This window comes from Coriobacteriia bacterium (genome assembly GCA_003149935.1).
Taxonomy (GTDB): Bacteria; Actinomycetota; Coriobacteriia; order Coriobacteriales; family QAMH01; genus QAMH01.
Map to the genome: position 1 here is coordinate 57,742 of QAMH01000010.1, position 23,100 is coordinate 80,841.

The 23,100-nt window shown below is 58.0% G+C and carries 18 protein-coding genes and 1 pseudogene; 4 read left to right on the forward strand and 15 right to left on the reverse strand.

The window, feature by feature from the left end; all coding sequences use genetic code 11:
• Positions 1 to 6: 6 nt before the first annotated feature.
• From DBY20_08880 to DBY20_08905, 6 genes are all read right to left on the reverse strand, one after another.
• The gene (locus DBY20_08880) at positions 7 to 306 is read right to left on the reverse strand and encodes a DUF448 domain-containing protein (protein ID PWL77471.1); all 300 of its coding nucleotides are present in this window, start codon (positions 304 to 306) and stop codon (positions 7 to 9) included.
• Entirely contained in the window at positions 306 to 1,580 is a 1,275-nt protein-coding gene (locus DBY20_08885) for an antitermination protein NusA (protein PWL77472.1), read from the reverse strand. The genes DBY20_08880 and DBY20_08885 overlap by 1 nt, the downstream gene beginning before the upstream one ends.
• Before the next feature lie 10 nt (positions 1,581 to 1,590).
• A complete protein-coding gene (locus DBY20_08890; GenBank protein PWL77473.1) occupies positions 1,591 to 2,106 on the reverse strand; it encodes a ribosome maturation factor in 516 nt (171 codons plus the stop codon).
• A gap of 477 nt (positions 2,107 to 2,583) precedes the next feature.
• A complete protein-coding gene (locus DBY20_08895) occupies positions 2,584 to 5,097 on the reverse strand; it encodes a leucine--tRNA ligase (GenBank protein PWL77474.1) in 2,514 nt (837 codons plus the stop codon).
• Between the two features lie 93 nt (positions 5,098 to 5,190).
• Complete coding sequence (locus DBY20_08900; GenBank protein PWL77475.1) at positions 5,191 to 5,772, reverse strand: hypothetical protein; 582 nt, start codon at positions 5,770 to 5,772, stop codon at positions 5,191 to 5,193.
• A 9-nt stretch (positions 5,773 to 5,781) separates the two neighbouring features.
• Positions 5,782 to 6,501 (reverse strand): dioxygenase, encoded by a 720-nt coding sequence (locus tag DBY20_08905; GenBank protein ID PWL77614.1) that lies wholly within the window; start codon positions 6,499 to 6,501, stop codon positions 5,782 to 5,784.
• 306 nt (positions 6,502 to 6,807) lie between these two features.
• Between DBY20_08905 and DBY20_08910 the strand changes: the two genes are divergently transcribed.
• Positions 6,808 to 7,176: a 3-hydroxyisobutyrate dehydrogenase gene (locus tag DBY20_08910; protein PWL77476.1), complete on the forward strand. Its 369-nt coding sequence runs from the start codon at positions 6,808 to 6,810 to the stop codon at positions 7,174 to 7,176.
• A gap of 12 nt (positions 7,177 to 7,188) precedes the next feature.
• Here DBY20_08910 and DBY20_08915 read toward each other — a convergent pair whose 3' ends face one another.
• A complete protein-coding gene (locus DBY20_08915) occupies positions 7,189 to 7,581 on the reverse strand; it encodes a hypothetical protein (GenBank protein PWL77477.1) in 393 nt (130 codons plus the stop codon).
• 274 nt (positions 7,582 to 7,855) lie between these two features.
• Between DBY20_08915 and DBY20_08920 the strand changes: the two genes are divergently transcribed.
• Positions 7,856 to 9,280 carry an aminopeptidase gene (locus tag DBY20_08920; protein PWL77478.1) on the forward strand — a complete coding sequence of 475 codons (1,425 nt, stop codon included), beginning with the start codon at positions 7,856 to 7,858 and terminating at the stop codon, positions 9,278 to 9,280.
• Between the two features lie 326 nt (positions 9,281 to 9,606).
• Here the strand turns inward: DBY20_08920 and DBY20_08925 are convergent, their stop codons facing one another.
• The 4 genes from DBY20_08925 to DBY20_08940 all read right to left on the reverse strand — a co-directional run bounded on the left by DBY20_08925 (position 9,607) and on the right by DBY20_08940 (position 16,000).
• Complete coding sequence (locus DBY20_08925; protein PWL77479.1) at positions 9,607 to 10,923, reverse strand: hypothetical protein; 1,317 nt, start codon at positions 10,921 to 10,923, stop codon at positions 9,607 to 9,609.
• A 416-nt stretch (positions 10,924 to 11,339) separates the two neighbouring features.
• Entirely contained in the window at positions 11,340 to 12,596 is a 1,257-nt protein-coding gene (locus DBY20_08930; GenBank protein ID PWL77480.1) for a hypothetical protein, read from the reverse strand.
• Between the two features lie 9 nt (positions 12,597 to 12,605).
• Positions 12,606 to 13,412, reverse strand: a complete 807-nt coding sequence (locus DBY20_08935) for an oxidoreductase (GenBank protein ID PWL77481.1) — start codon at positions 13,410 to 13,412, stop codon at positions 12,606 to 12,608.
• A gap of 2 nt (positions 13,413 to 13,414) precedes the next feature.
• Positions 13,415 to 16,000 carry a dehydrogenase gene (locus tag DBY20_08940; protein ID PWL77482.1) on the reverse strand — a complete coding sequence of 862 codons (2,586 nt, stop codon included), beginning with the start codon at positions 15,998 to 16,000 and terminating at the stop codon, positions 13,415 to 13,417.
• A gap of 210 nt (positions 16,001 to 16,210) precedes the next feature.
• On the opposite strand from DBY20_08940, the gene DBY20_08945 reads away from it, so the two are divergent.
• On the forward strand, positions 16,211 to 17,137 hold the full coding sequence (locus tag DBY20_08945) for a hypothetical protein (GenBank protein ID PWL77483.1): 927 nt from the start codon (positions 16,211 to 16,213) through the stop codon (positions 17,135 to 17,137).
• A gap of 13 nt (positions 17,138 to 17,150) precedes the next feature.
• Here DBY20_08945 and DBY20_08950 read toward each other — a convergent pair whose 3' ends face one another.
• The gene (locus tag DBY20_08950) at positions 17,151 to 18,104 is read right to left on the reverse strand and encodes a hypothetical protein (protein ID PWL77484.1); all 954 of its coding nucleotides are present in this window, start codon (positions 18,102 to 18,104) and stop codon (positions 17,151 to 17,153) included.
• A 119-nt stretch (positions 18,105 to 18,223) separates the two neighbouring features.
• On the opposite strand from DBY20_08950, the pseudogene DBY20_08955 reads away from it, so the two are divergent.
• A pseudogene (locus tag DBY20_08955) lies at positions 18,224 to 18,340 on the forward strand (hypothetical protein).
• Between the two features lie 45 nt (positions 18,341 to 18,385).
• On the opposite strand, the gene DBY20_08960 reads toward DBY20_08955, so the two are convergent.
• The 3 genes from DBY20_08960 to DBY20_08970 form a co-directional block, all read right to left on the reverse strand.
• The gene (locus DBY20_08960; GenBank protein ID PWL77485.1) at positions 18,386 to 18,838 is read right to left on the reverse strand and encodes a hypothetical protein; all 453 of its coding nucleotides are present in this window, start codon (positions 18,836 to 18,838) and stop codon (positions 18,386 to 18,388) included.
• A complete protein-coding gene (locus DBY20_08965) occupies positions 18,831 to 19,190 on the reverse strand; it encodes a hypothetical protein (protein PWL77486.1) in 360 nt (119 codons plus the stop codon). The genes DBY20_08960 and DBY20_08965 overlap by 8 nt, the downstream gene beginning before the upstream one ends.
• A gap of 69 nt (positions 19,191 to 19,259) precedes the next feature.
• Positions 19,260 to 22,985, reverse strand: coding sequence for a phosphoribosylformylglycinamidine synthase (locus tag DBY20_08970; protein PWL77487.1), 3,726 nt, complete (start codon positions 22,983 to 22,985; stop codon positions 19,260 to 19,262).
• Positions 22,986 to 23,100: the final 115 nt, after the last annotated feature.

Below are 23,100 nucleotides of genomic sequence, written 5' to 3' on the forward strand. Positions count from 1 at the left end.
TCCCTATCACCTATCCCCTGCTGATGCCGCACTCGAGGTGCGCATGTATGCGTCAAAATCGGCCCTCAGCCGTTCGTAATCGTCGTTTCCCACCTTGGTGCGCAGACGACCGCCCAAAAGGCGCTTCTCGCATGCCTTGGCAAAGCACGCCTCGTCCGCGCAGACATAGGCCCCACGTCCCGCCATCTTGCCGCTCGCATCGAGGGCAACCACCCCGTCTGCGCCGCACACGAAACGCACGAGCGTGCGTTTGTCAGAACTCGCGCGGCATGCGATGCAGGTGCGTATGGGAACCTTCTTCGTCATTAGATGAGGGACTCCTCTTCCTCGTCCTCGACGGGCTCGGATCCCTGGCCATCGGCATGGATGCCGCAGAAGTGCGAGCCGGGACGGGCATGGTTGCGGCAACGGACGCCCTCGGGGCTCACATACTCGCAGCGCTGGTCCACCGGCTCCTCGACCACGTCGTCTTCCTCGTCGATGAGGGAGGTCATGGACACGAGCGACCCGCCATCGGCGGCAACGAGGCTCGCCGACTTGATGTCGATGTGCCAGCCGGTGAGGCGCGCCGCAAGGCGCGCGTTCTGGCCTTCTTTACCGATGGCGAGCGAAAGCTGGTCATCGGGCACGACGACGGTTGCGTAATGGGTGTCCTCGTTGATAAGCACGCTGGAGACCTTGGCCGGCGAGAGCGCGTTGGCCACGAAGGTCACCGGATCCTCGCTCCACTGGATGACGTCGATGCGCTCGCCGCGCAGCTCGCCGACCACCATGCGGATGCGCGAGCCCTTGGGGCCGACGCATGCGCCTACCGGATCGAGGTTGGACTCGCGGGAATGCACGGCGATCTTGGAGCGGGCGCCGGCCTCGCGCGCGACGGACTTGACCTCGACGACGCCATCGTAGATCTCGGGCACCTCGAGCTCGAGCAAGCGACGGATGAGATCGGGATGCGTGCGGCTCACGATGATGCTCGGACGGTTGCCACCATCGCGCGTGCGCGTGGCCCCCTGTGCCTGCTGGCTTGGGTCGCGTACGTCGATGATGAGCGCTTTGATGCGCTGATTGTGCTGGTAATACTCGTTGGAAGGGCGCTCGTTGCGCTCGTTCTCGTTGCGACGCCTGTCGAAGTGCGGCAGCTCGGCCTCGACGCCATCGCGGATCTTGATGATGGTGAAGTCCGGCGTGGTCTGCAGCACGGTACCGGTGATGAGCTCACCCTTGCGGTCGGCGAACTCCTTGTAGATGCTCGCACGGGCGGCATCGCGGACGATCTCGTTGATGACGCGCTTGGCGTTTTGCGCGGCGATGCGCGATACGTTTTCGGGCGTCACGTCACGCGGCTCGTAGTCCTCGTACTCGCCCGTCTCGGGATCCTCCTCGCCGATGCCAACCATCTCGTAGACGAAAATGCGGCCGCTCTCGCGGTCGATGGTGACCTGCGCATCCCAATCAAGGTCGAGAATGCCCTTATAGCTGCGCGCAAGATCCTGCTCGAGGCGCTCGAGCACGGCGAGCTGATCGATACCACGCTCGGCGGCGAGATCGGAAAGTGCGCTGATGAGTTCTGATGACATGATTCCTCCCTATTTAGTTGTCCTGATCAAGCGTCGCGTCTTCGTCATCGAAGTTGCGACCGCCAAAATCGATTTGGCCAATGATGTGCGCCTTCTTGATGCGATCAAAGGCAAGGCGCTCCATCGTGCCATCTTCCATTTCAAGCACGAGCTCATCACCTTCGAGCCCGTGCGAGATTCCCGTGAACTTGCTGCGTGCGGCCCCTGGCTTGAGATAGACCACCGTGGTCTCTCCCGCAAAGCGATCGAAGTCATCGCGCTTGCGCAGGGGACGGTCGATGCCCGGTGACGAGACCTCGAGGTCGTATGATTCCATGAAGGGGTCGGCTTCCTCAATGGCCGCATCCACCCACTCTTGGGCATCGACGAGCTCGTCGAGTGTGATGCCACCAGCCGGAGTGTCGAGAAACACGCGCAGAACGGGACGCTTGCGCGTACCGGCAACCTCGACCGTCACGAGGTCGAGACCGTGCTTGCTTGCAAGCGGCTCGAGTACCTCGATGAGCTTGTCTTCCCTATTCACCTGCACGTCTCCTTACAAACAAAGAAAGCGGGGCAAATCCCACTTTCTCCTTCACTCTTCTAGCTCTAACGGCGGCGTAGAAAGCCATACCGTGGCTGCAAGCAGCCTCGAAGCACACCGAATGGACGCTTCGACAAGCCATCCTATTGTACTCGGATTCATGCACAAGTCAATGAGACAAAAACCCGCCAGGGCGCTTTTGCCTCGTCGTGTCACAGGGGTCAGACCCCGTGACACATTGGCGGCATTGCGACAAGGATGACGAGTGCGCGACCGCTTCCGGACGCTCCGTGCCAAGAAACCCCGCCGCGTGACCGCCAAAAGAGGCGTTTCTTCCCGTTTTGCCAAGCCAGGCGGTCACTGACCGTGAACTTTGGCATCCGGCGGTCAACAGCCCAACATCCTTGGCAACGCGTCTCCGAAAATGGTCATGCGCCCGCCATCCTTGGCAAGCGTCGCGCACCTGTCGACAGACAAATCCCGTTAATTCGCAACCACGTTGACGACGGTCGGGGCGACGATGGTCTTGCGCACGGTGAGCCCCTCGATGCGATCGGCCACAGCTTCGAGAGCCGCCGCGACGATCTCGTCCTCGCTGGCATCGGCCGCCGTCGTTATGTGGCCGCGTACCTTGCCGCCGATCATGACGGCGCGCTCGACCTCGTCAGCCTTGGTGGCCTCCTCATCGAAGCTCGGCCAGCTGGCAGCATAGGCACTGCCCTCGTTACCGAGTGCCTCGGTCCACAGCTCGTCTGCCCAGTGCGGGGCATAGGGAGCGAGCAGCAGCACGAGCGTTGTGGCGACCGCACGGCACAGCTCCTTGTCGCGTGCGTCCTCCACCGTGGCGTTGAGATAATCGGCCGTCGTGTTGGAGAGCTCCATGATGGCCGCGAGTGCCGTGTTGAAGTTGAAGCGCTCGATGTCGGCGCCCACTTTCTTGATGGTCGCATGCATCTGACGGTTGAGCTCCTTGGCGAGTTGCCCGTCATCGGTCGGACCAGTGGCATCGGCCAGCGACCACACCTGCCCCCACGCGCGCTTCAAGAAGCGCGCCATGGCCGCACAGCTCTTGTCGTCCCACTGCAGGTCCTTGTCGGGTGGCGCCATGAACAGGATGCACGCGCGGGCGGCATCGACGCCGTACTCGTCGATGAGCGACTCGGGCGACACGACGTTGCCCTTGGACTTGGACATCGTCTCGCCCTTGGAGTCCTTGACCATGCCCTGGCACAGCAGGTTCGTGAATGGCTCGTCGAAATCGAGCATGCCGGCATCACGCGCGACCTTGGTCCAGAAGCGCGAGTACAGCAGGTGCAAGATGGCATGCTCGATGCCACCGATGTACTGATCGACGGGCATGAAGCGATCGGCCTTGTCCTTGGCAAAGGGCAGGCTCTTGTTGTGCGGGTCGGTATAGCGCAGGTAGTACCACGAGCTGCACGTGAAGGTGTCCATGGTGTCGGTCTCGCGATGCGCGGGCTTGCCACACACGGGACAAATGCACTCGTAGAACTCCTTGGAGTCCTTGAGCGTCTGGCCGGCGGCGATGTCGATGTCCATGGGGAGAATGACCGGCAGGTCCTGTTCGGGAACGGGCACCAGGCCGCACTCGTCGCAGTAGATCATCGGGATGGGATTTCCCCAATAGCGCTGACGGCTGATGAGCCAGTCGCGAAGGCGGAAGTTCACGACCCCCTGGCCCAGGTCGCGCTCGGCGAGCCAGTCGATGACCGCCTGCATGCCCTCGGAGTCGTGTCCGCCGGGCATGCCGGTGAACTGCCCGGACTGCACCATGATGCCGTCGCCGGCATAGGCCTCGTCCCAATCCACGTCGGTCACCTCGAGGTCGCGCACGTCGGCAAGTTCGGTGGCAAGCGGGCTGTCCGCAGGCACGACGACCGGCGGGATGGGCAGGCCGTACTTGCGCGCAAACTCGAAGTCGCGCTGGTCGCCACAGGGCACGGCCATGACGGCGCCCGTGCCGTAGTCGGTCAGCACGTAGTCGGAAACCCAGACCGGCACCTTGGCACCGTTGACGGGGTTGATGACATAGCGGCCCGTGAACGCGCCGTGCTTCTCGCGGTCGCCCATCGTACGCTCGACGGCCGTGGCGGCGGCCGCAACCTTCTGCACCTCGCGCACCTCGGCCTCGTACTCGGTGCCCGCGATCAGGCGCTCGACGAGCTTGTGCTCGGGCGCGAGCATGAAGAAGGTGCAGCCGAAGAGCGTGTCGGGACGCGTCGTGAACACGGTGATGGTCTCGTCGGTGGGCTCGCCCGTCTCATCGCAGAGCGTGAACTTCACCTCAGCACCCTCGCTGCGGCCAATCCAGTTGGCCTGCATCTGCTTGACGCGCTCGGGCCAGCCAGGCAGCTTGTCGAGATCATCAAGCAGCTCTTGAGCGTAATCGGTGATCTTGAGATACCACTGGTCGAGCTCGCGGCGCTCGACGGTGGAGTGACAGCGCCAGCACGTGCCCTGCTCGACTTGCTCGTTGGCGAGCACCGTCTTGCAGTCCGGACACCAGTTGACGGGATTCGACTTGCGATACGCCAGGCCCTTCTCGTACATTTTGAGGAAGAACCACTGACCCCAGCGGTAGTAGTCCTCCTTGCACGTGATGACCGTGCGGTCCCAATCGTAGGAAAGGCCCATGCGCTTGAAGCTCGCCATCTGGGTGTCGATGTTCTCGAAAGTCCAGGTGGCCGGATGGCTGTGATGCTTGATGGCGGCGTTTTCGGCCGGCAGGCCAAAGGCATCCCATCCGATGGGATGCAGCACGTCGTAGCCATTCATGTGCAGGTAGCGCGCGTAGACGTCGCCGATGGTGTAGTTGCGCACGTGACCCATGTGGATGTCACCGCTCGGATACGGGAACATCTCGAGCACGTACTTCGCAGGGCGCTCGGATGCCTCGTCAAGCTTGAATAGCTCATGCTCCGCCCAGTACTGCTGCCATTTGGGTTCGATGGAATGCGGATCATACGCCTCGTGCATGGCCAACCTCCGATGTGCCGTCAGATACGTGCGTCAGATAAAACAGTGACACATCATACCGCAGCGTCACGACGATAACGCGCTCAAACGCCGCTAAAACGCGATGAGACCCAGATGTTCGAGGAGTATCTTGAGACCGATGGCGATGAGCACGATACCGCCCGCGATCTGCGACGGCTTCTCGAAGCGCACCCCAAAGCGGTTGCCCACGACAACGCCGACAAGCGAGAGGACGAAGGTCGTGCAGCCGATGATCAGCGCAGCCGCCACGATGTCGATCTGCAGAAACGAGAAGCTGATACCGACGGCCAACGCGTCGATGCTCGTGGCGATGGCGAGCATGAAGAGTTCGCGCAAGTCGAGCTTCTGCGTGGACGTTTCGCCGTCCTCTTCCGCATCTTCGTCATGGAAGGCATCCCACAACATCTTTCCGCCGACGAGCGCGAGCAACGCAAAGGCGATCCAATGGTCGACCGCCGTGACGTAGACCGCGAACGCGCTTCCCACCAACCAGCCGATGACCGGCATGAGGCCCTGGAAGACGCCGAAGAACAGCGCGATGACGAGCGCATGGGCGTAGTTGACGCGATGCATGCCCAGGCCCTTGCAGACGGACACCGCAAACGCATCCATCGACAGGCCAACGCCAATGAGGAATATCTCGACGAATCCCACGAAAAAGCCCTAGGCCACGGCATCCGGTTCGGTCGGTTGGCCTTCGGCTCGGTTCACGTCCATGAGCTCCCTTTGGAGCTGCTGCATCGTGGGCGGTACCCAGGTGATAGCGTCCGCGCCGGCATCGATCGTGCTCCTGATGGAGGCGGCGTCCTTGCCGCCACTCGCGATGATGGGAATCTCCGGGAAGCGCTCGCGCACCTTCTCGACGACCATCGGCGTGTCCTTGCCGGCGGCAACGTTGACCACCTTGGCGCCGGCCATGATCTTGGTGGCGATGAGCTCGTCGAAAGTCACAACCGTGAGGACGACGGGGATATCGATGCTCGAGGAAATCTGATGTACGTCCTCGATGCTCGTGGGCGAATTAACGACGACGCCGTAGGCACCCTGCATCTCGGACTGAACCGCCATCGCCTTCGAGCGCGTGCCCGTGGTGGTCGTGCCGGCGACACCCGTGAAGACCGGGCGACCCGAAGCGGTCACGAGTCCCTGCGTGATGATGGGCTGGCAGGTGAAGGGGTACACGGCGAGCACGGCGTCGGCATCGCAGTTGCAGATGATGGCCAGGTCCGTGGAGAAGACGAGCGACTTGATGCGACGGCCGAAGAACGAGATGCCCGGACAGGCGTCGATCTGCCGGGGAACGTGCAGCGCGGCAGGCGCGTGACGGTACACACCGTCGATAGCCTTGGGGTCACAGCGCGTGACGATGGTATCGAGGTGCATGACGTCTGCCGGCGCGGAGGAAGAGCTCCCGTCATTGCGGGAGCGCATGCCCTTGAGGGCGCGAATCTTGTGAAGTGGCGATTTGCTCTTCATCGTCAGTCCTAACTCGAGGCGCCCTACAGGCCCCATCTCCAAAGGGGAGACAATGATAGCAATTCGCCTCGTTCCCGCGATGCTCGTCGCCGAAATTTAAGGAGATTCTAAGCGGGACAAGAAAATGAGACAGTTACTCAGAGACGCTGTCTCACTGGAATCCATGAGGCTATACTTCAGTCGATATCCAAACTTCGCTCAAGGAGGCACGTCATGGAACAGGCCACGTTCGATTACGTCGCACCGCGCGTCGACATTCTCTCGACATCACAGGCCAGTACGCAGGTGACCAAGGACGCAGCGCTCGCATGGAAGGAAGCCGTCGCTGCCGACAACAGCGATGCAGCCGTCGAGCAGGCAACCGAGCAGCTGCTCGACATCCTCGAGGGACGCCCCACCACCATCGACGGCGTCATCGCCTTTGCTCAAGGCCCCGCCAAGGAGATGTTCGGCGAAGAGGCAGCCGCCCAGATTTTGGCGAAGCAGGAACAACGCAAGGCCGACGGCGCAAAGTGGTGCGACTGCGACGCCTGCACCGCCGCCACCGAGATCCTCGCCCAATTCAGCCGCGTAGAGCTGTAAAGGAAAAGCTCTCTATACCCCCGGGTTCGTGAGGCGCAGGATGCTGCGCCCAAACTCGTAGCCGTACGGCGGCTCGGCCACCCAATCGGCCCTGAAGTCGCGCGTCGTAGTCGAGATGCTTTCCCCGCGGTTCACCGTCAGGTACTCGTCACTCCATATGTCGCGGTCGAAGGCGAGCAGCCCACCGTCCTCGCTCTCGATGATCACCGCCTGCACGCATTTGAAGTCGATGAGTCGCCGCGATCCCTTGACGAGCAACGCCGTATCCACCACCACGAGTATGTCGGCCACCTGAAAGCCGCACTCCACGCGCGTCACGTGCTTGCCCGGCGGCGTCCACAGCTCCCCCTTCGCCGGCTCGGCACGCAGAATCGTGACCTCCTCCTCGATGAAGTCCGGCCCCAACGCAAGTGTCTCGTGCTCGTTCACGAGGTCGATCGCAAAGCCGTCGAAGACGAGCCGCGCGGTCTTGTATATGTGGTCGCTCTCGCCGTCGAGGCAATAGCCCTCGTATGCGACGAGCTCGCGCCCGATGCACGAGCGCAGAAGCGCCAGCGCTGTATCGTCAAACTGACGGCTAATTTCTATCAGGCTCATGACAATCGCCTTCCCACTCGCGCACTCGTAGTATATTGACGCACTAAGCATACTGCATCGACCACCATATAGGAGGGTGTTCATGGAACGCGAGAACGCATGGAAGAGCTATAGCGACAAGGATCTCGATGAGCTCGAGAAACTCAGCAACGATTACATCGAGTTCATCTCGGAGAACAAGACCGAGCGCGAATGCGTGAGCGCCTCGATCGCTCTGGCCGAAAAGGCCGGGTACAAGTCGCTCGCCAAGGCCATCAAGAAGCAGCGCAAGCTCAAGGCCGGCGACAAGGTCTACGCCCAGACCCACGGCAAGGCCCTCATCTTGGCGGTGCTCGGTACCGACCCGCTCGAAGACGGCTTCAACATCTTGGGCGCCCACATCGACTCGCCTCGCCTCGACGCCAAGCAAAACCCGCTCTACGAGAACACGGACATCGCGCTGCTCGACACGCACTATTACGGCGGCATCAAGAAGTACCAGTGGGTCACGCTCCCGCTGGCTATCCACGGCGTCATCGCCCTCAAGGCGGGCAAGTCCATCGAGGTCCGCGTCGGCGAAGACCCATCCGACCCCGTGTTCTGCATCTCGGACCTCCTCCCCCATCTGGGGCAAAAGCAGATGGAGAAGAATGCCAAGGAGGTCATCGATGCTGAAGACCTCGATGTGATCGTGGGCAGCAGGCCGCTTCTCTTCGAGAAGGACAAGCTCAACGACGACTCTCCCGCATGGGAGAAGGTCGCCGAGAAGGAGCCGGTCAAGGCATCCGTGCTCAAGTACCTTGCCGAGTACTACGGCATCGAGGAGGAGGATTTCCTCTCCGCCGAGCTCGAAATCGTTCCAGCCGGTCGTGCCCGCGAGATGGGCTTCGACCGCTCCATGGTCATCGGTTACGGCCAGGACGACCGCGTCTGCGCCTACACGTCGCTCGTCGCCCAGCTCGCCATCGAAAATCCCAAGCGCACCGCCGTCACCGTGCTGGTCGACAAGGAGGAGATCGGTAGCGTGGGCGCTACGGGCATGGAGTCACTGTTCTTCGAGAACACCATCGCCGAGATCATGGAGCTCGCCGGCGAAGGCGGCCAGCTCAAGCTACGCCGCGCGCTCGGTGCGTGCAAGATGCTGTCCTCCGACGTCTCCGCCGCACTCGACCCCTGCTACGCGAGCGTCTTCGAGCCCAAGAACGCCGCCTACATGGGTCGCGGCCTCGTCTTCAACAAGTACACGGGCGCACGCGGCAAGAGCGGCAGCAACGACACGTCGGCGGAGTTCGTCGCCGAGGTGCGCCGCGTCATGGACGGTGCGGGCGTCGCGTTTCAGACCGCCGAGCTCGGTCGCGTCGACATCGGCGGTGGCGGTACGATCGCCTACATCCCGGCCAAGTACGACATGGACGTCATCGACAGTGGCGTGGCCGTGCTCTCGATGCACGCACCCTGGGAGATCACGAGCAAGGCCGACATCTACGAGGCCCGCAAGGGTTACGAGGCGTTCCTGAAGAACGCATAGGTGACATTTAGCTGATAGCCTTAAACGGGCGGTCGCACTTTGCGGCCGCCCGTTTCGATTGACCAACGTCACTTCATTCCATTGGGATGCATGAAACTGACGATTATGTGAGACCGCGGCAAGACCCGTGTAAGAAAATTTCGATTATGTGTGACTAATCGCAAAGCAACTTTCACACAATCGAGAAAACCCTACAATCACGGCTGGCCAACTTCACAAAATCGTAAATTTCCCGCACCCCCGTACCGCCGGCTACACATAATCGAAATTTCTTTGCATGCGAGCCCTATCACATGCGCACCATCGCAAATCGAAAGCCGCGCTTCTTACTGCTTATCAAAACTGATAAGGCGGCGAGGTATCGCAAAGGCGATGATGCCAGCAGCTAGATACACGATGCCCGTAATTGCGAACAGAGCATAGTTGTTGGAGCCTGCACCAAGGGCGATGAGAACCGGTATGAGCCACGCTCCAAGGTTCTGCAACGTCGCTTGCAGACCGCCTGCAACACCCATTATCTCCGGCTCGCGGATAATCTCCTTCAACATGCCCAGAAGCGCCTTGCCAAGCGGATTCACAACGCCATTGAAAAAACCAGTTATGCCCAACAGCAAAACGACAAGCTCGCCATTGGGCATGAACCATCCGAACACGCATATCAGGAAGATACATAGGCATCCGCTCAAAATGCACGCCTGCGTTCTCTTCATGCCAATCTTTTCGAGAACGAACGGAAACAGGATGCTCACAGCCATCATTCCAAAGCTGTTGAGCGTAACCATGTTATTTGCAAAGATCTCCGTTACCCCTTTCGAGGCTACGACAGCAGCCGTCAGACTCGACGCGAAGGTCGTGCCAGCTCCCATGGGCAAGGCAATGACCAGTGAGGCGATCCAAACCCAGGGTCGCTTGAAAACAGCGAGATACTCGGAAATGCCAATATGGCTGCCAGCTGACTCTGCCGCCTTCTGCGGCGTCTTTCCCAGAAGCATGAAGCACAGGACACCAACTGTGGATACGACGCTCGTGGCGGTGAGGACGGCCATCGTCGATTCAAAAAGGGCGGGAAACTGCACGCCCAGTGTAATGCCCACCGGCGCTCCTGCGACGTAAAACCCCATCGCCAAGGCAATGCGATTCTTGAACCATAAGCTTAGGTACTTGAGCGAATTCGCATTGAGCCCGGCAAGGCCAAATCCTATGACGAAAGTCGCAAGATAATATAGCCAGAACTGGCCTGTGGGATAGAATGCGACACGCATCCACACACCAGCCAACGATATAAGAGCGCCAATCTTCATGGCAGTCGAGACTTGTATCTTGTCTCCAAGAACACCAAACGGAATGGCAAACACGGCTCCGGTGAGAAAAGAAGCGGACGCGAGCACGCCAACATCGGCTGGATTGATTCCGTAATCGCTTACCAAACGCGCGCCAACGCCGCCGGTAACGCCCACTGCACACTCGAGCGCGACGTGGCACAAAAAGATTCCTGCAAGGGCAATCCACTTCTTGGCCCCGTAAGGGTCAAGAATACGCTGATCCGCGAGGGGCTTTGACGCGCAAGCCCCTCGCTGCTCTTCATTTAACGACATGGTCCATCTCCCTGCACTACCAGCTGTTGATGCGTTTATGAAACACATCGGCTGAAATAAGCGAATAATCCCTCATAGTGCATTTCTCCAAATCTCTCCTGGTCACCCACAAGACGAAAGACCAGGTCGTCTTTTGCTATTCACCGGAGGGAGGCTTGGGAATGAAGATGTCGCGTTTTTTCGCATCATTGGCGACATGATTGTCTGCCATGCCCATGCGCTCGTAGGAGGTAAGCTCCCTCTCCTCCTGAGCCTCCTCGACACGCTTTTCGTCAGCTGCACTTTCATCTGCCATGATGGTCTCTCCTTTTCTTTAGATCGTCAGCAATATCGCAAGACCTGGAACTCACCTAACGATGCGTTCCGTAGTCGCAAGTTGCCAACATGAACGAATGGGGGGGGTGCCCAGCCGGTTGGGGGCAAAACTCAGGGAAATAGCCGGCTGGGCAAACGGATGGACGGTACTACTTGCCTTCCAGGTCCGGACGCACCGGAAGCACCTTCTTCTTGACGTAGAGAGTGAGCATAACCGTAAGCACGAGGCTGACGATTGCAAGCCCGACGATGAGCGGCAGGCACGCGGCCCACACACCACCAGCGCCATCGATGAGGGCACTGGGCAGCGTCACTCCGAGAGCGCCACCGATGTTAGCGCCAATCATCATGATGCCCATAGCCATCGAGAGCGTCTTGGGATTCTTCAGGATATCGGGCACCCAAGCAAACGCCACCGGCATGTTGATCGTGGAAACGAACGAGTACCAGATGATGAAGATTGCCATGATGGCAGCCGGGACACTGAATACGACGAGGAACGTCACGATACTCACGGCGCATATCGCCAACATCAGCCAACCGCGCTTGGTCGGCTTGACGATATTGATGATGATGCCAATGAGCACACTGCCGACAATGCCGCCAAGAGATCCCAGAGAAACCAGATTATTCGCATCTGCAGGATCCAGACCAGCGCCCATGGGGCTCGACAGGTAAGCCGGATACAGGCCAGTGTAAACAGAACATCCAAACGCCAGACCACAGCAGATGAGGGTGAGCAGCCAAGGGCCTGGCTCCTTCAAACCATCGACGATCGAAGCCTTCTCCTCTGGCTCATCGGTGCCATCGGCATCGGCAGCTTGCTGACCCGGATTCTTAATGAACAAAATGAACAACACGAGGGCGATGATCTGGCAAACGCCAACAACAATCCACTCGCCCTGCCAGCCGAATGCAGGGACGACGCCATTAGCGATCTGAGCGACCAGAAGCTGCGCGACAGGAACCCAAATAACCCAGATACCATTGGGCAAGCCTCGTTGTTCAGGAGCGAAGCTTGCCGAGATAATCGCGACGCTTACCATGGTCAGACAGCCATAGGAAACAGCGTCGAGCACGCGGCTTGCGATAAGCAATTCGATACTCGGAGCAACGGCGCCCAAAAGGCATTCCAGAATGCCGCAGACGATGACAATGATGCCAAATGTCTTGACGCCAACCTTCTGCATGATGCCACCGGCGGGAAGCGCGGTAACCAGACAACTGATACCGACAATGGACATCATCCAGCTGACCGTAGTCATGTCAGTCCCATAGAAGTTCATGATGTTGGGCATGTTGACAGGGACCTTGAACATGCCCATTGCAATAGTGATGCCCGCGAAAAAGACGATTGCAAACTGCAACCACGCCTTTGCCGGACTCATGGTTTGCTTGTTATCCATCGTAGCTCCTTATTCCTTTTCCAGTGGAAAGTCACCTATGTTGAGGCTTTCTTGCAACGTGATGGGCTTGTTCTTCACACCTTTGAAACCTGGAGCTTCAATGTTCAAAACATACTCACCAAGATTCAGGTGCTTGAACCAAAAGTCACCAAACCCATCCGTCTCGGTCTCGAGAGTCTCGCCACTGGGGCAGCGCAAAGTCACCTTCGCACCCTCAATGATGAGATCGGCTTCTGGATCCCATACTTCACCGGAAATAAAGAAGCCGAATGGGTTGAGATAATGCACGCGCGAACCCGAATCAGCGATATTGAACGCGCCGGTATCTTGCGCAATCTCGTCAGCAAACTCCTCTTCATCACCGAAACGTAGGGCACCCGTTGCGCAGGCATCAACACAGTGAGGGAGCTCTCCTTCATCGACAAGGTGAGCGCAACCGGTGCATTTTTGAGCAAGGCTCAAATCTTCGTTCCAATACACCGCACCATACGAGCAAAGATGCACCAGGTCTTTCCTACCCACGGCCTTCTCAGGATCGATGATAACCAGGCCATCCTCGCGACGATACACGGCTTCGGGTGCAGCCTCGATCAAAGGGCAATACTCACAGTGACGGCACAGCATCGGACGATACTCAATGCGAACTTTAGGGACTTGGCCATGAGTGCGCTCGTACATCTTGAGCCAGAATTGTCCCGTATTTGGCTCTGGCTTCGAGTAGGGCGGCCATGCATTGCCAACGTTCTCATCCTTGCATGCAAGCTGACAGGCGTAACAGCCGTTGCACTTGTTAAGATCAACGACGAAAGTCTTCATCCTTATGCCTCCTCTTTAATCCAGCTGGTGATGTCAACGCCCTCGGCAGGGTCATAAGGACGATTGAACGCCTCGGGGTATTCCTCTGCGAGTCTGAAAACGTCGACTTTCTCGATACCAACGAGGAAGCCACTGGTGACTTCACCCGCAGCGTTCTTGGATGTAATCTTCGAAGGAGCGATAAGATTATTGGCACCTCCACGATCGGAAACACCTGGCTCGATGGGATCGAGACGAGCGCCATGATCCTGATAAACGGTATTGGTGCGAATGCGCTCGGTCACAATAGCACCGCCCAAGACCCAACCGCGCTGGTTGTAAATCTTCACGATGTCGCCACTGATGATTCCAAGGGGAGCCGCATCTTTCGGATTGATCCAGACGGGCTCGTACATGTAGCCATCAGGTCCCTTTACCTTGCAGGTCGGGATTTCACGGATCCAAGGAATATCATCCATGTTCGCATGAACGCGCCAACGAGGATGATTCGACACCATCAAGAAGGGATACTCTTGCGCGCGGTCGCACAGGAGGCTCTCCTGATGGCGGGTGCCATACTGGATGGAATGCGGAACCGGCCTGCGCTCCTTGTCATCAGGGAAGTGCTCCGCGAGACCCGTTGCGTAGAATTCGATTTTGCCTGTTGGAGTCTGCAGAGGAAACGCCTCGGGGTCATTGCAGAAATTCTCCCAACCGCGGGGCAGGTCTTCCCAGTCCTCCATCGTGGGGGCAACGTAATAGCCCTTCTCCAAGAACTCATCGAACGTCATCTTGTCGGGAGCGCCTTGCTGAGCGCAATCAAAGCCAACCTTGACCCACTCCCTGACGTCCTTGCCCTCGGTGTACTCCTCGTAGAGGCCGAGCTTCTTGGCAACTTCGCCAACGGCTTCATAGTCACTCATCGATTCTCCGAGCGACTCAACTGCCTGCGCCTCATAGAAGATGCTGCCAAACTGGCCGCCACCATTATCCTGTCCGACATCCTCTTCCTCGAACTTGGTGTTAATGGGAAGCAGGATATCCGCGAAGAGGCAGTCGTTCTCCATCCAGGGGTGTTGAGCAACGACGCATTCGATTCTCTCATCGCGAAGCGCGTCCTCCATGGTGTTGCCACCGTTCCAGCATGTCGTCCAACACGGAGTGTCCGTCCAAATCATGTGAATCGGCTCAGCTCCCGGAATGGGGTACTGATACTGCTGGAACTGGTTTTCACGTGGCCAGGAGCACACGGTGTAGCCCATCCAAGTCAAGGGATTCTCGGCCGTATAATCGCCAAGGAGCGCCTTGGCAACCAGAGTCTTGGGAATGGAAGACTTGGTTTCCTGGAAGTCCCAGCCATGGTAGGCCGCACCAACAATCATGTTGCTCGAATAGCAGGGAGCCGGTTGCTGAGACGGCAGGCCGTACATGTACCACTCGATGAACTTGACAATGTTACGACCGGGCTTGCCAAGACCCATCATGGTCATGAGCGCGGCTTCGAAACGCGCAGGCTCATGAGAGTAGGTGGAGCGAATAAACGATCCGCCATTGCCATGGCCGATGCTCGTGGCCCGCTTTGCCCATTGATGGGCAAGCGCTTTGATTTGGCGGGAGGGAACACCGCAGATAGGAGAAGCCCATTCAGGCGTCTTGGGCTGCCCATCTTCCTTGCCGAGAATATAGTACTCGAACCAATCATAGCCCACGGAATGCGTATCGATATACTCCTGGTCAACGAGACCCTCCGTCATCCAGACATAGGCAACAGCCGCCTGCAACGCAGAGTCCGTATTGGGAAGAACAGGAATCCATTTGTCAGCATGCACCGCTGCGCCGTAGTTGAGATCAGGGCAGATATAGACTTGCTGAACACCGATCTCGGTAAGCCAGAAGCAATAGGCGCTGGGAAGCTGCCCCTGCCAACCCCAGGTCGTCGTCTCCATATCGCAGCCCCACAGAAGCAGCATGTCGGAGTTCTCGGCGATGTCCAGAAGAAGGTTGCCGATCTCGAACTGACCCAACGGGTCTTCGCCCCACATGTGCTTTGCTCCCCAGTACCAACCTTCCCAGGAGTCTGGCTGGCGAGCCTGATAGGTCCAATCGTCGCCGATAAGGTTCATGAGGCGTGTCGGGCATCCATGCGACGCGTGGATAACCTTCGTCTCGCCATGTCCATCGGCCTGTACAAACACCGACGACAAACCGTAGGTGTCTTTGACGCGCATAACCTCATCGGCGACGATCTGAGTTGCCTCATCCCAGGAGATACGCTCGAACTTGCTTTTTCCTCGATTCTGGGGATTCCTTTCTCCCTTGGGATCCCAATCAACGCGCTTCATTGGATAGAGGATGCGATTCTTCGAATACACACGATTCTTGTATGCGTATGCATATGGCGGAAGCATGGTCTTGAGACCGGAATGAAACTCGCTTCCTCTTGCTTTGATGGTCCACGGCTTGAGATGCTCCACGGAGTACTCTTTGTCGTAGCGCAGCGGGCGTGTGCGAATAATTTTGTCATCCTGCACATCGACCTCGGCAACATTCGCACCGATGCCGAACGAGTTCAGACCCGTTGCCTTGATAACTGTTTTCTTGTCAGCCACGAAATCCTACCTCCTTCAAAAAGACGCTCTCTCTTTTCTCAGAATTCTCGATACGTTTTGCGCGCGATGAACGTTGAGAATTCCCTCCGAACGTATTATTGGAAGGGGCTTGGCTGCTTGAACAGTCACTATGATTTCATAATGCATATGTCAAAAATGCATACCTGCAGTTAGACGTGCATCACGCTAAAAACGAGAACACGGCGTTGCATGTTGCAGAGGGATTTCAGGACTAGAATAGAATCGAGGGGAGGCACAGATATGCAAATTGAGTTCATTCGTGAGTTTCTCACTGTTGCGGATTGCAAAAGCATCTCTGAAGCAGCCCAGAATCTCTTCCTGACGCAGCCAGTTCTAAGCAGACATATCAAGGCGATCGAAACGGAACTTGGAACCGATTTGTTTGCCCGATCTTCAAGGGGACTCGAGCTCACCGATCTGGGCGAGGAAGTATATAACTCATTCACCAATATCTTGCGTTCATATGACAGCCTTGTCGACCGAATAAGCGCCGTAAAGAAATTCAATACTCATTCGATTCATTTTGGCATACTGGCCATGACAGCCGATCGTTATGCCATTCCGTTGGCAAAACAATTCCGTGAAGAAAATCCTGATGTCAGGTTTACATTCATTACCCTCAAGCCCAATGACATCATCGATGGCCTGGTTGCAGGCAGACTCGACGTAGGTTTCGTGGGAACCAACAAGTTCCAGGATAAGGGGCAGCTCACATATGTGAAAGTTGGAAAAGAGCATCTCAATCTCGCAGTACCCCTCACCAACAAGACGGCAAAGATGGACTTCATAACCGCTGAAGATATCGGCGACAGGCCTCTCGTATGTTTAAAAATGAATGACACGACACGAGTGCTCAACAACGCGTTATTTAATGCCGGTTTTCAACCAAGAAAGATATTGTCTGTCGACGAGCTCGAAATTGTAGCCACAACAGTTCTTGAAAATAATGGGTATTTTGCAATACCCGACTACATGCGTCCGCTTTTTAAAATGAACCCGTCGCTTCGCGTACTCAGAATTGAGCCCCCTCTACAATTCAATGCATACTTCGCATACAAGACCTCGACAGTCAACGCAACCACCAAACGCTTCATAGAGAGCGTCGAGAAACCCTGAGCAGTTAGTATCCCTATTGCAAACCAAGCTCACGAAGCCTCTCGATAACACGCTGCATCCCGTCCTCGACCTCAGGGATGCCCTCTCCTTGATTCAAAAGATATGCATGGTGCAATCCCTCACCCACAATGAACTCGACATCCCCACCTGAGCACGAAATAGCCCTGACGAATTCGCGGATACCTGGATAAAGCTCTTCAAGCGTGCCACATAGCACCAACATGGGAGCCAAACCCTTCTTTGGCCCATAAAACGGATCGGGCGGAAAAGCGTCAGGAGCGTTTTCGGTTCCTTCCACGAGCAACCGCGCTATCTCTCTGCTCCCATACCAATCGAGCAGAGGATCATCCACTTTATAGCCTTCGCGATCCGCAACAACTCCCATCAAGTCTACAAACGGGGAATATGGAATCAGAAGATCGGGCTGCGCGAGATCCCTCTCTGCGCATATTTGCGAAATAGCAATAGCCAGCGCCCCTCCGGCGGAGTCCCCCATAAGGGCAATCCTTTTGTCCGGATACCTATTTCTAATCGTTTCGTATGCCTCAAGACATGAAGAAAGAATCTCCTTGATTGAAGCTGAAGGGAGCAGAGGGTACATGGGCAGTGATACACCACATCTTAGCTCTCGCACCAAACGAGCGGACAAAAAGTAGTGTGGGGGCACGGCCGGAAACACATATCCTCCGCCATGGATATAAATGACGTGGACATTGCTGACACCTCTCGAATCATCTGCCTCTTTTGGAAGCAAGGTCACGAGCTCTGCAGTGTCCGTAATCTGCGAAATTTCAATCCTTGCATCTCTTAAGACAGAGACAGGAATCTCAAGCATCTTTTTATCGGACTGTTGGGCAATGCGGCTTCCGTCGATTATCTGAGCAAACAATTGCGGGTTGCGAAAGCCTTCAACCATATTTGCCGCACGCATCGCATCGATGCATTCTTGCGCTTGCCTGCTCAACATAAAGCATGCCTCCTTCGGATAATGTATGCTCTTCTAGAATTAATTATTAGTGCGCGAGGCGCTGGTGCATAGGCGCTTTTTTTCATAGAGCCTATGTAATAACTGCATAGCTAGCATATAACGTCATCGACAGTGGCGTGGCCGTGCTCTCAATGCACGCTCCCTGGGAGATCACGAGCAAGGCCGACATCTACGAGGCCCGCAAGGGCTACGAGGCGTTCCTCAAGAACGCGTAGGTGACTGACACTCGAATGAGACAGTTGCTCTGAGCAACTGTCTCATTAGACATCCAGGAGTGCGGCCATCAGCTCCTTATCCTCATGATCGACCGTGAGGAGGAACTCCTTGGCCGTGACGCTCTTCACCTTGCTGCCCACAAAGGCGTCCTCATCACGTGTGATAATGAAATCAGCCCCGTTCAGCTCTGCGCACGCACGGACGAGCCCGTCTTCGAAGTCGGGCTCGTTGCTCCGAAGGGAGCGGTCGCATTCCTCTGCGGAAACGGGAGCAACCGCCACGAGGCCCAGAAGGTTCTCGAGCGCCTCGCGCGCAATCGCCTCGCTGTAAGCCCGACACAAGATGTAGTAGGCGTCGTTGAAGGAAGTCGCTGCCGCAAATCCGTAATCTCCACTACCGTTGCACCACCTCAGCAACGCAAGCGCTTCGTCATGCTGAGGACGATTGGGAATAACACTATCCAGGAGAATATTGGTGTCGAGCAAGATCCTATACATCGCGCTCACCCAGAAGGTCTTTCATCTGCGCATCTGACATACCTGCAAACGCCTCGGGCGCTGGCGGAAGCGTCTCCACGAACTCGACGAAGCGAGAGAACTGGGCGCTTGGAACCGGCTTGCTGGCAGGCGCGGTCAGAGCCTCGGGCAACTCCCCCGTCTGGGCGATCGAGAACCACGTGGCCTTGATCACATCGGCCACTGTAAGGCCCGATGCGCGTATGACGCGATCTGCGCGCTCCTTTATGGCTTGGTCAATTCGGCCCGAGACAACAGCAGTTTGCATAACGCCCTCCATCTTGATGTATACAGTATACACCGACAAGGAGGAGCTATTCCAACGAGGCGTCATCAAAAACGCATAGGAGTTATTGTTTGAACCTGTAGTCGCTAGGCGCGGGGTCGCGCCTAGCGACTCACCTTACTCCGTGAAGTACCCCACGCCGCCTTCAATGAGCGGCTGGTAGCTCAGGTCCGGGATGTTCTGGTACACGCCCGCGCTCCAACGCTCGGTGTGCCCCATCTTGCCGAGCACGCGCCCGTCCGGACTCGTGATGCCCTCGATGGCGAGCACCGAGCCATTGGGGTTCACGTCGAGGTCCATGCTCGGCATGCCATCCAGACCCACGTACTGCGTCGCGATCTGCCCGCTCTCGATAAGCTGCTCGAGCGTGTCATCGTTGGCGACAAAGCGTCCCTCGCCATGGCTGATGGCGACGGTATGGATGTCGCCCACCTCACAGCGCGAGAGCCACGGCGACAGGTTGGACGCCACGCGCGTGCGCACGATGCGGCTCTGGTGCCTGCCAATCGTGTTGAAGGTGAGCGTCGGACAGCCTGCATCGGTCGTGACGATATCGCCATAGGGCACCAATCCGAGCTTGACGAGCGCCTGGAAACCGTTGCAAATACCCAGCATGAGGCCATCACGATCGTTGAGCAGACGGCGCACCGCCTCCGTCACGTTGGGGTTGCGGAAGAACGCCGTGATGAACTTGGCGCTGCCATCGGGCTCGTCGCCACCGGAAAAGCCGCCGGGAATCATGATGATCTGGCTGTTGTCGATTTTCTCGACAAAGGCACGCGTACTCTCTGCAACCGCATCCGGCGTCAGGTTGTTGATGATGAAGGTCTCGGGCAGGGCGCCGGCGCGCTCGAAGGCGAGCGCCGTGTCGTACTCGCAATTGTTGCCTGGAAAGACCGGAATGATGACGCGCGGCTTGGCAAGATTGCCGCAATACGTGAGCGGCACATGGCTCGCATCGCTGATCATGTCGACCCCGCCGCCATCCTCACGATACGGGAAGACGTCCTCGAGCTCGCTCTCCCATGCCTCCTGCAGCACGGCAAGACGCACGGTCTGCCCACCGGCAATGATCGCGTATTCCTCGATGGTCTCGCCCAGGTCAACCACGTGCATGTTCTCCGTCGATTCCGGAAGCTCCGCTCCGGGTGCCATCTCGACGGCGAAAGATCCGTACGCGTTGACGAACAGTGTGTCGAGATCGACCTCGTCGTTGATGCGCAGACCGATGCCGTTACCCAGGCACATCTTGAAGAGCAGCTCGGCATCTCCGCCGAAGCCCGGCGTGCCCACGGCGAGCACCTGACCGTCCTTGATAAGACGCTCGACCGTGTCGAGGCATTCGAGCAGACCGTCCTTCTCGGGCATGAGCCCATCGGCTTCGTAGAACGGATGGATGCACAGCACCATGTGCCCAGCGCCCTTGAACTCGGGGCTCATCGCATGGTCGACCGTACCGACGGCCGTCGCGAAGCTCACGAGCGTGGGTGGAACATCGAGGTCCTCGAAGCTGCCCGACATGGAGTCCTTGCCACCAATGGAGCCCACGCCCAAATCGACCTGGGCCATGAGCGCGCCAAGCAGCGACGCGGCGGGCTTGCCCCAGCGCTCGGGGACGTCACGCAGCGAGCCAAAGTACTCCTGGAAGGTCAGATACGCGTCCTTGCGAGCAAAGCCCGCGGCCACGAGCTTTGCCACGCTCTCGACAACCGCGAGATACGCGCCCTTGAACTGATTGGCCGACGATAGATACGGATTGAATCCCCAGGCCATGCCGCTCGTCGTGGTGGTTTCGCCCTCGACGGGAAGCTTGGCGATCATTGCCATGGGAGTGGTGAGCTGCCGTGCGCCGCCAAAGGGCATGAGCACCGTATTGGCGCCGATGGTGGAGTCGAACATCTCGACGAGGCCCTTGTTCGAGGCGACGTTGAGATCGGTAACGACGCTCTTCATGCGCTCGGCGAAAGTCGAGCCCTCCCACCGCGGCGCATAGTCCTCGCCAGCGACGATATGCACGTTCATCTGCTTGGAGGCACCATTCGAGTTGAGGAACTCGCGGCTTACGTCGACAATCGTGTCCCCGCGCCATGTCATACGCACGCGCGGCTCCTCGGTGACGGTCGCGATGACGACAGCCTCGACGTTTTCCTCCTCGGCGTACTTGAGGAACTCGTCCACGTCCTCCGCTGCCACAGCACAGGCCATGCGCTCCTGGCTCTCCGAAATGGCGAGCTCGGTGCCGTCCAAGCCGTCATACTTCTTGGGAACGCAGTCGAGGTCGATGAGCAGGCCATCGGCGATCTCTCCCGTGGCGACGCTCACGCCACCTGCGCCAAAGTCGTTGCAGCGCTTGATGAGCCGGCAGGCGTCCTTGCGGCGGAAGAGGCGCTGCAGCTTGCGCTCGACCGGCGCGTTGCCTTTCTGTACCTCGGCACCGCAGGTCTCGATGCTCGAGACGTTATGCGCCTTGGACGAGCCGGTCGCACCGCCGATGCCGTCACGGCCCGTACGGCCGCCGAGCAAGATGATCTTGTCGCCCGCGATCGGCGTCTCGCGCCGTACGTGGTCGGCGGGCGTCGCCCCCACCACGGCGCCGATCTCCATGCGCTTGGCCGCATAGCCCGGATGGTACAGCTCGTTGACCTGGCCCGTTGCCAGGCCAATCTGGTTACCGTAGCTCGAATAGCCATGCGCCGCCGTCGTCACGATCTTGCGCTGGGGCAGTTTGCCCGCAAGCGTCTCGGCAATGGGAGTATGCGGGTCGGCGGCACCCGTCACACGCATAGCCTGGTACACGTAGGAGCGACCAGACAACGGGTCGCGAATGCAGCCGCCGATGCAGGTTGCCGCACCACCAAAGGGCTCGACCTCGGTGGGGTGGTTGTGCGTCTCGTTCTTGAAGAGGAACAGCCAGTCCTCGTCCTCGCCGTTGACATCGACCTTGACCTTGACGGTACAGGCGTTGATCTCCTCGCTCTCGTCGAGGCCCGTAAGGATGCCCTTGCTCTTGAGATACTTCGCGCCAATGGTGCCCATGTCCATGAGGCAGACGGGCTTCTCGTCGCGCCCAAGCTCATGACGCATGTCCAGGTATGCATCGAAAGCGGCTTGGACAATCTCGTCATCTATCTCGATGTCGGTAAGTTCGGTGCCAAAGGTGGTATGACGGCAATGATCGGACCAGTACGTATCGACCATCTTCACTTCCGTGATGGTCGGGTCGCGATGCTCGACGTTGGCGAAGTAATCCTGGAAGACCTTGATGTCGGCGAGGTCCATCGCCAACCCGCGCTCGCGGATGAAAATCTCCAGGACCTCGTCGTCATAATCGATAAAGTGCTCGATCACCTCGACGTCGGCTGGTTCGGGATACTCCGTCTTGAGCGTCTCGACCTCATCGAGCGAGGCCTCGCGCGCCTCGACGGGATTGATGACATAGTGCTTGATGGCAGCGATGTCATCATCACTCAGATCGCCCTCAAGCAGGTACAGCGTCGCGCTGCGCACCTCGGGACGCTCGCCGCACGAGACGAACTGGATGCACTCGCTCGCCGAATCCGCTCGTTGGTCGAACTGACCGGGCAGATACTCGACGGCGAAGAGCACGGAGTCATCGGTGAGAGTGGGCAGGCGACGATGCGCCATATCGACCTGGGGCTCGCTAAAAACAGTGGGAACGCATTGCTCGAAGAGCTCGTCATCAATACCCTCGACATCGTAGCGGCGGATTGTGCGCAAACTCTCGAGCCCCTCGATTCCAAGCAACGTGCGAAGCTCCGCCTCCAGCTGCTTTGACTCGACATCAAACTCGGGCTTCTTTTCGACGTAAACGCGAGAAACCATTCCCAGGCCTCCAATTATCTCGTGGCTTATTTGCCACGAGATATCTTACATGAATGGAGCATGTGGTATCGTTTGCACAACGTCTCGACAATGCCAAAGGAGCCATCATGAAGCG

What these genes read in the sequence shown, in the direction of transcription:
- DBY20_08910 (PWL77476.1), top strand. Translation starts at nt 6,808, where the DNA reads ATGGAACAGGCCACGTTCGATTACGTCGCACCGCGCGTCGACATTCTC.
- DBY20_08970 (PWL77487.1), bottom strand. Translation starts at nt 22,985, where the DNA reads ATGGTTTCTCGCGTTTACGTCGAAAAGAAGCCCGAGTTTGATGTCGAG.
- DBY20_08880 (PWL77471.1), bottom strand. Translation starts at nt 306, where the DNA reads ATGACGAAGAAGGTTCCCATACGCACCTGCATCGCATGCCGCGCGAGT.
- DBY20_08945 (PWL77483.1), top strand. Translation starts at nt 16,211, where the DNA reads ATGTTGCAGAGGGATTTCAGGACTAGAATAGAATCGAGGGGAGGCACA.
- DBY20_08920 (PWL77478.1), top strand. Translation starts at nt 7,856, where the DNA reads ATGGAACGCGAGAACGCATGGAAGAGCTATAGCGACAAGGATCTCGAT.
- DBY20_08905 (PWL77614.1), bottom strand. Translation starts at nt 6,501, where the DNA reads ATGCACCTCGATACCATCGTCACGCGCTGTGACCCCAAGGCTATCGAC.
- DBY20_08930 (PWL77480.1), bottom strand. Translation starts at nt 12,596, where the DNA reads ATGGATAACAAGCAAACCATGAGTCCGGCAAAGGCGTGGTTGCAGTTT.
- DBY20_08960 (PWL77485.1), bottom strand. Translation starts at nt 18,838, where the DNA reads ATGTATAGGATCTTGCTCGACACCAATATTCTCCTGGATAGTGTTATT.
- DBY20_08935 (PWL77481.1), bottom strand. Translation starts at nt 13,412, where the DNA reads ATGAAGACTTTCGTCGTTGATCTTAACAAGTGCAACGGCTGTTACGCC.
- DBY20_08950 (PWL77484.1), bottom strand. Translation starts at nt 18,104, where the DNA reads ATGTTGAGCAGGCAAGCGCAAGAATGCATCGATGCGATGCGTGCGGCA.
- DBY20_08925 (PWL77479.1), bottom strand. Translation starts at nt 10,923, where the DNA reads ATGTGTTTCATAAACGCATCAACAGCTGGTAGTGCAGGGAGATGGACC.
- DBY20_08965 (PWL77486.1), bottom strand. Translation starts at nt 19,190, where the DNA reads ATGACGCCTCGTTGGAATAGCTCCTCCTTGTCGGTGTATACTGTATAC.
- DBY20_08895 (PWL77474.1), bottom strand. Translation starts at nt 5,097, where the DNA reads ATGCACGAGGCGTATGATCCGCATTCCATCGAACCCAAATGGCAGCAG.